7 protein-coding genes and 1 tRNA gene are annotated in these 8,078 nt (G+C 38.8%); 2 read left to right on the forward strand and 6 right to left on the reverse strand.

Annotation, left to right across the window (positions count from 1 at the left end; all coding sequences use genetic code 11):
- Positions 1-154: 154 nt before the first annotated feature.
- The 4 genes from ACSHXM_RS12725 to ACSHXM_RS12740 form a co-directional block, all read right to left on the reverse strand.
- Positions 155-745 carry a recombinase family protein gene (locus tag ACSHXM_RS12725; RefSeq protein WP_435689148.1) on the reverse strand — a complete coding sequence of 197 codons (591 nt, stop codon included), beginning with the start codon at positions 743-745 and terminating at the stop codon, positions 155-157.
- 353 nt (positions 746-1,098) lie between these two features.
- On the reverse strand, positions 1,099-2,013 hold the full coding sequence (locus ACSHXM_RS12730; RefSeq protein ID WP_435689149.1) for a hypothetical protein: 915 nt from the start codon (positions 2,011-2,013) through the stop codon (positions 1,099-1,101).
- Positions 2,014-2,417: 404 nt separating this feature from the next.
- Positions 2,418-2,864, reverse strand: coding sequence for a hypothetical protein (locus ACSHXM_RS12735; RefSeq protein WP_435689150.1), 447 nt, complete (start codon positions 2,862-2,864; stop codon positions 2,418-2,420).
- A gap of 35 nt (positions 2,865-2,899) precedes the next feature.
- Positions 2,900-3,784 carry a hypothetical protein gene (locus ACSHXM_RS12740; protein WP_435689151.1) on the reverse strand — a complete coding sequence of 295 codons (885 nt, stop codon included), beginning with the start codon at positions 3,782-3,784 and terminating at the stop codon, positions 2,900-2,902.
- Positions 3,785-4,352: 568 nt separating this feature from the next.
- On the opposite strand from ACSHXM_RS12740, the gene ACSHXM_RS12745 reads away from it, so the two are divergent.
- Together ACSHXM_RS12745 and ACSHXM_RS12750 are read left to right on the forward strand one after the other, a co-directional pair.
- Positions 4,353-4,838: an antirestriction protein ArdA gene (locus tag ACSHXM_RS12745; protein ID WP_435689152.1), complete on the forward strand. Its 486-nt coding sequence runs from the start codon at positions 4,353-4,355 to the stop codon at positions 4,836-4,838.
- A gap of 634 nt (positions 4,839-5,472) precedes the next feature.
- Positions 5,473-7,146, forward strand: a complete 1,674-nt coding sequence (locus ACSHXM_RS12750) for a hypothetical protein (protein ID WP_435689153.1) — start codon at positions 5,473-5,475, stop codon at positions 7,144-7,146.
- A 95-nt stretch (positions 7,147-7,241) separates the two neighbouring features.
- Here the strand turns inward: ACSHXM_RS12750 and ACSHXM_RS12755 are convergent.
- Together ACSHXM_RS12755 and ACSHXM_RS12760 are read right to left on the reverse strand one after the other, a co-directional pair.
- Positions 7,242-7,318 (reverse strand) — tRNA-Ile (locus ACSHXM_RS12755).
- Between the two features lie 161 nt (positions 7,319-7,479).
- A partial coding sequence (locus ACSHXM_RS12760) for a hypothetical protein (protein ID WP_435689154.1) occupies positions 7,480-8,078 on the reverse strand: 599 nt, incomplete at its 5' end.

Below are 8,078 nucleotides of genomic sequence, written 5' to 3' on the forward strand. Positions count from 1 at the left end.
TTTTTCAATTACCTTAATTCGTACAGGCAGTACGAATTAAAGGGGTGCAATTAAGTAACTGAAGTAATGGTATTTTTTAAATTTATAAAAATAATATTTTTTTGTGATTGAGTTGAAATACTTCAAGTATGGTATCAATTGAACAAAAGGATTTTTATGTTGATGATCCAGAGTTAGAGTTGTCTTGTATGTAGAATTCCTTAATTAACTGATAAATAGTTGTTCTTGAACAGCCTAGTTCCTTTGCTAACTGCGCCTTTGGTATTTTGGGATTATCAGTAATGATCTTTCTAAAATTTTCTCTTAGTTGTTGGTCTGCATGACGCCCCAAATGACGACCTTGTTGTTTCGCAAGTTCTCGTCCTTCGCTACAACGCTGTAAAATCCTCTTTCTTTCGATTTCAGCAAACGCTGATATAGTACTGTAAATGACTCGACCGATGTCTGAGTTTATATCTATGTCTCCAAGATCATGGCAATAAAGCCCAACTTGTTTCGATTGTAGCCGATCGGCAATTTGCAACGCATCCAATGTATTCCTTGCTAATCGATCTACTTTTGTGACGTGTATTTCGTCGCCTTCTCTACAAAACTCTAATAGACGATTTAATTCACATCTATCAGTTGCCGTTTTGCCTGACTGCTTTTCTGTAAATATTTTTTCGCATCCAATACTTTCCAAATGCTGAATCTGGCTATCAAGTACCTGTTCATCTGTTGAAACTCTCGCATATCCGATCTTCATGTTCAGTAAATCCTCCAATAACAACTTTACATGTGCAAAAATTTAATCAAGGACTTCATGAACAGTTTTTATCGTTTGCGGCGGTGTTAAGAAACTTAGAAGTTTTTGAACAATAAATTACGACCAACGCTTGCTGTAACAGTCAAATAAACTTAGAGACTCCCTCAGGCACTTTTTCCTAATTGTTGTTAATACTTGCTTGGTCTATACCTCTGATGCAACCACTACCTGCCATTGGTAAAACTATTACTTGCCATTAGCACAACCATAACCGCCATTAGCACAACCATTACTTACCATTGGCAAAACCACTACCTGCCATTAGCACAAGCAATAATCCGAACGCTGTGAAATTAGAGGGAAGATTGGGGGCGTGTTTTTGACCTAAGCTCGTCTTTGTTTGATTTAGCTGTTCCAAAATTTGATGGTAGCTTCCTGATATTTTCTATCTCTTGTTGGGTATATCCTTGATGTACGGGCAGGATTCGATAATTGCCTTTTGCCGTTTGATTCTTTGATTTTTCAAAGTACCAGTCTTCAACCACCTCATTTTCTGCTAGCTTTTTCAGTACTGCGACCAGTTTTTCTCGTTTTTTCGCGTCAGTGGAGGTTCTTCCTGTTGCGTTTAACCCCGTCACATCACAAAGCTTTTTAAATGTGAAATCTATATAAGACTGAGACTCTAAATACAGAAACAAAGCCTGACTTAGTTGATCGCTAAGCTTAAAGTAGGTTTCAAAATTGATATAAGTACATCGTGGCTTTTTGTAATACTTAACAAAATCTTCAGAAAAAGTCATTTCCAGACATTTTTGCTGATAGTTCAGCGCTGGTGAATCAGAAGGTTCAAGAAAGTTCATCTGAATGATTTCACTTTTTTGGTCATTCTCGACGATGATGATTTGTGCTGTCTTCAGTCTTTTTATTGAATTGACAAACGGAGTGCAATCTTTTGCATGTTGTATGGGCTTTTCACTTTTTCTAAGCCCCATCAAATAGTTTAGCGGTACGCTAACCTTCCTGTCTGATGTTTTGGGGTTTGGGTTCTTATACTTCCAATAATGCACAGCGAGCATAAGCAGAGGCAAATCATAAGAAAGGTTGAGATTTGCGCCAGTGACTGTAACGATTGCACCCTTCTGATAAACAAACTGTTCATCGCGGTGCTTATCTGGTGATAATTCATTTTTGGTAAATGACCCAAAAATTCCTGTTCTGATAAAGATATTCGGTACAGGTATACTAGATACAGGGCAGTGTTTTGACATAACAGTGGTTCGCCACAAATATTATTTCAGTAGTCGTGCAATGGAGTTTACGGGGTTTTCTGGGGGAGTTTCAAGTCTTTTTTGGGGTTTTCTGGGGGAGGCTGAAAACCACTAAAAACTGTCATTGCAAGGGGTGTAGGCTAATTACCACTATAAAGTCTTTTTATATAAGTACTATTTCTTCTTTTTTACAAGTGAAAAGACTCGGCGTGGCGCTTCGCGCTATTTCAGCGAAAGATTATATGCGCACTGCATAGGCAATAACAGAAAGCCTGCTGAGTTCTGTCGATATAAAGCTTTTTGTCTATTTGAATCGCATTTACGCACACTCAGGTGCGTTGGGTTGTAAATCAAATTCAGTTATTTGATGTCGTTAATCATTAACAGACATTAATTCATAACGATTACGGGTCTCTTCGGTCTTTTTTCTTTTTTTTGTTTTTCGTATCAGAAGAATTGTTTATCCACGGATTAGGTGTTTGTGACAACCTGAAAGGACTATTTTTTTCAGCCATTATTCGCATGTCTTTCTTACGTTCAGACTCTGCCAACATCTCCAATAAATACAGCACTAACAGCGCCATGAGTGTCAGTGAATCCTGCTTTTCAGCGTTTAAAAACGCTTTTGTGCACTCAATACCTGCTGATTTATTAGCGAACGCTTCCATTTTGTAGATGATTTCAAGCGCTTCATCGATACTCAGTGTGGGGTTTGCTGCCAGAATAGCAGCAAGTTCTGGGTAGGTACGGAATAAATTTATCAGGTAATTCAGAATATCCTGTTGAATATCATCGTAACCCAGTTTCAGACAAATTTTGAGTGCCTGTTTCTCAATATATTTTATATTCATACCTCACAAATAACACTCAGGAATACTGTGTCAAATCAGTTGTTTCTCTTGCGTCTTCGTCGTTTTCGCTTGGTATAGCGGGTTGTCTGGGCTAGTGGCTCAATGTGGGCGGTATCCTCAATCTGCGCTACATCATCAAAGACCCCATCAGCTATTGAGTTTTCTGCGGCTTCGTCAAAATCATCAAATTTTTTCGCCGCTATTTGCGCCAATTGCTGTTGTTCATCTTGTCGCTTTTTGAATGTACCCAGAACGGCCTTTAACCACTGCTTAGCATGTTGTTCAAAACGTTTATACAGCGCCATTGTACGGGCAGCTTTTTCAGCTCTTGCCACAAACAGAGGCTTATTTTTCACATTTTTACGTTTAGGCATGTAATCGTAATTCGATTCTTTTAACGCAATTTTCACGACTCTATTAAACGCGTTTTTAACCAGGTAACTGGTTTTTTTATACGGAAATTCTTTAACGACTTGTTTATCAATAACGTTCGACATCATGATGTTTAGGTGTGAATTTTTATCAGGAGAGGCACTTTCGTCGTGCAAAACAACATGACAATGCGCTTTTAATTTATATCTATCGATACCGTATTCACGCGCAACTTGTGTGATGATGTAATCGCTCATCAACGACCATGTTCTTAGATCTTTTGGCTGTCGAATATCCCGCGGTAATGACAGCATCATCGACGTCGTATAGTTATGAACGTAACGTAATCCCTTGAGTTTTTTTTCGGCGCGATCCTGCGCTCTCTCTTCTACCGCTCGTATTATTTGTTTACGAGCGTCATTCAATACAACGATTTTTGTATACTGATGAGACGTTCTATTTTCGTCTTCAAGGTAATTACAAGCATTAATAAATCCTTGTAGGCCTTTTCGAATTTGCTTAAATACAACAGTCCAATTCTTGATCATGCTTCCGCTAGTTATTGTTATCAACGTACCCTAAAAACCGACTAATTCAAGTTGTTGAATTGATATGGACTATTCAAGATAAGGGCAAAGCAACGAACTACGTTCTCAATTGCATTGCTTTCCCCTGACTTGTTGAAGTGCAAAGCCCCTCAAACTCCCCAAACTGCCAGCAGTTTGCAAACGATAAAAAATGGGGAATCGAGCAGACTCGATATAACTGAATTGATATGAAATTCGTGAAGCGATAAGGATATTTTCTGGTGCTTACAACCGTTGTGTGTTTTCCACCACCCTTTGTAAGCGGGGACACCCGCAACGCCCCTACATTAAATAACATACAGGGAGCAGTCTTGCCTGCTCAAAATCAAGAATAATGATGGTTTCCACCTGTGGTAGATCCTCCGCAATTTTTCCTGATTTTTCACCCTCGCCTAGTCGCCCTAGTCGGCAGAAGCCATGACGCGCGCACTACGTGCTGTCGTATAGCTACAACACCGAAATTAAAGATGAAAAGACCATGGTCATTCACAACGAAGTAACTACTTAGGAAGTACAACCACAGATCTATGTGGCTTGTTTAGCCGCTTACAATGCGGGTCACTTGCTCGGTGAATGGATTGACGCGACACAGGATATCGAGCAAATCAGAGAAGACATTAGCAACATGCTTAAAAACTCGCCCGCACAAGATGCCGAAGAATTGGCAATCCATGATCATGAAGGCTTTTGGGGTATGGATATCCGAGAGTATGAATTCATTCCGCAGGTACGTGAAAAAGCCTTGTATATAGCCGAATGCGGCTTGTTAGGCGTAGAGCTTTATAAATATTACCAGAGTACAGAAGAAGCAACAGAAGCGATGAACGAACGGTATCATGGCTGTTTTACTTCGCTAGCCGCATACGCTGAACAGTTAACAGGTGAAACAACCAACACACCAAGCCATATTGCCCCCTATATAGACTATGGTCGTATCGCACATGACTGGAAGTTATTTGGTGATATTTTTACCATTGTGACAAGTCAAGGCGAAGTACATATATTCTGCAATTGATGAAAATATGTGAAGCCTACACCATTGAGTCAACAGACAATCTGAAGGCAAGCAAAGGATTTGAATCATAATTCTTTGGTTTTGTCAAATATTTTTGTTGTGATTTTTAAGGTTGTGTTGTATAGTATGTGAGTCGGGACTAACCACCTGACTTCACACCACCACAAAACAGTCAACTTGAAACCTAGTTTGGTGACAAGTGCAATTAAATTTAATGAGGCTTAACCAACCTCAAATAGAGACTGGAGATCACAAATGAAAATTTGTATCGCCGATTGTATTGTGGATAGTCATTACTCTTCACTATACATCAACACAAACATTAACAGCTAGGCAACGTAGCCCACATCTTTGAACTTGTTTCAGGGGGGGCAGATCAGCTTTTCGCTAATTAAAATTTAACTGATAGCTCAGTAATTCATTTTTCGCTCATTTTAGGGCAGGGATTGTTGCGCTCAAAATTGGATAGAGGGATGAATTTATCAACTCTAAAATATTTACTCGAACGTTGCTCACAGGGGATCAATCTTAGCTAGCCCTTAGCTGTTGAATTGAAATTAATCCAATGCACCTAGAGACTTCCATTATTCAGCCGCAAGAGACGCTTCAACCTGCAAGCGTTAGCGATCTGTGCTTGGAAAGAAAAGAAATAATTCAGTGTGTATTGGATTTGGCTATAGAGCTGGGTTGCTCGACGAAAGAGGATTTGAAAGAGATTGGTAAGGCTTTTTATAAAAAAGCTTTTGAATCAAACTCTTCACTGGAAAACTCAAACGATAGTGATCCAAAAAGTTCGCTGTTAAACCCTGCACTAGTCCCAGAAATAGACACGCTATCTAACACTGATGACGTTAGAGCTAGTGCCCAAAGTGCCAATAACATTTTACCTTCAGCGGTAACCAATATTGCAGCTGCTAATTCTGACACATCAAACGATAGAGAGATTTCAAAAAAAGACAGCTGTTATAGGCTCGAAGTGACTAATGATAGTTTTGATTCAGATACATATTTGAGAAATTTCGTTCAGGATTTCTACTACGGTGAAAAGCCTAAAAGAATAAATGGGTTTAAAAATATGTATATTACGGCCTGCCGCAAAGGAAAAACTATTCGGATTCGCATAAGTAATAACGGCGGTTCTATAAACGTTCTATCGTATCCAAAAGACCATGTTTTTACAGACGGTGATATTAAAACGATAAAAACAGTGCATGAGCGTTATTTAATGCGTAGGGCGCAAGGTCTCCCGTGGCAAGATAAGCGTTTCCTGCTGGGTGAAACGGCTTTAAAACTGGAAACTTTTACTCAATTACTTGATTGGTATGCAGATAGAAGCTCCAAGGAACACAAGGTTAAGGTTATCAGGTTAAAAAAACGCTATTTTTCAGGTGAGAAAGGCAATGGAAAGCTGGCTGCTTATTGTCGAGAAGATTTCCTCAGAGATTTCCTTTTCGTATCTCATCCCGACAGATCTCCAAGTGATAGCCTTGAACTTCATAAAATAATCAATTCTTCAATTAACCAAGCGAGAGACGCGTCAAATATAGAAATTGATGTTCAGACTTTGGTTAGACCTGAGGATCGTGCTTATTCCGATAAAACAGATAAAGAAATGCCAAAGATAAGTACATTTGATGCTTTCCTTGGTAAAGCTTTTGAGCTTGGGTACCTTGAACTATGTTTAAGCCTCATTATGCAATTAACGGTACAGACCCGTAAGTCAAACTCCAATCACCAACAGTGGCATAATATTAATTTTGAAAACCTCACCTCTACTGTAGAGCACCATCAACATAAGAATAGGAAACTAGGGGTCTACGTATATCCCAACGAGTTGACTACAATTCTAAGTCGTTATCAGCAGTTTTTAACCTTACAGGACTGGACAACGAAAGATAGAAAGGGCAAGGCAAAATATTTGTTTGAAAGCCGAACAAATAGAGATCAGACAATTGCCAACTATGATGCTCAGTTTGATAGAGTGAGAAGCCTTTTATTATCCGATTTAGACTCGCTAGATAAAAACACCGAGTTATATCGAGCGAAGTACAAGGACATTAGCTCATTTACCCAGCACCGTTTGCGAGATCTTTATGATGGACTTATGTTATCTGTAGGAGCGACGTTCAATCAGAAAGAAAAGGGAGCGGGACGCGCTACAAGTAATGTTGCTAAAGCATATGAAGATTTATCTCTATCAAAAATCACACAGCTAAAAAATAAAATGGTGAGGCTGATCAAAAGGTCTTGTCCAAATTTTATACGTGTAAAACAGGGAATGATCGACACATGGAGTGAACAGTGTTAGCGTATTGGGGTGTAAAAAAAGGTGTAAAAAAAGGTGTAAAAAAGTTTACTTTAATTCCTGAGGTCCTTGATTTTAAAGGGATGAGGAAGTAAAAGTGGTGGCCCCTCCCTGACTCGAACAGGGGACCTGACGATTATGAGTCGTATGCTCTAACCAACTGAGCTAAGGGGCCACTTTTTGAACTTTTTCAAGTCAATTCAGAACTGAGTCAACTTGAAAACGACGCGCAGTATAAGCAGTTTTTTATGGCTTGTCATCACTAGAGTGCCAACTTCAAGAAAGATTTAATAAAATTATTTAATGATTGGCTAATAATTGCGCAAATCCTTCATGTTATTCTGTTTTGGGTTGATTCTCATGTTTGACATTAGGTAGAAGAGCAATGATCTCCTGCTGTAGGTCACTAATCTGCCTTAATAATTTTTTGTGCATATGCACCAATATTAATTTCATTGAAACAGCGTTTTCTAACTCGAGTGTTGATAGAAGTTTTGTTTGATTAAACGGAAAATTGCTTGGGCCTACATTTGGCATTTCTCCGGTTTGTTTAATCGAACTTTTCCATGGGTGATAATTTGTCCAACTCTTCGAATAAGTGTCTTGCTGTTTCACAATGCTAGATTCCATTGAGTTCTTTGAGTTAATCAAGGCTGACCAAATTCTCAATTTTTCTTGGAGTACTGTATTTTGAATAAGATTGATTTCACCTGTGGATATAGCCAAATCAAATATTACTTTGTTAGGGGAATAACCAGGGTTCCAATAATATACCGCTACATAACCGTGTATTCGATTTTCATCTACTGGTTCTGGAGCAGGCCCCATTAAAGCGAGAAACGCAGTAAGTTCATTACTTACTGTGTCTATATTATTTATGCTGGTTAATAATGCGTCTTGATTGTTGGTGAATTCTTTTTGCAGCTTTACCAATA

The organism is Paraglaciecola sp. (assembly GCF_051252315.1).
Classification (GTDB): domain Bacteria; phylum Pseudomonadota; class Gammaproteobacteria; order Enterobacterales; family Alteromonadaceae; genus Paraglaciecola.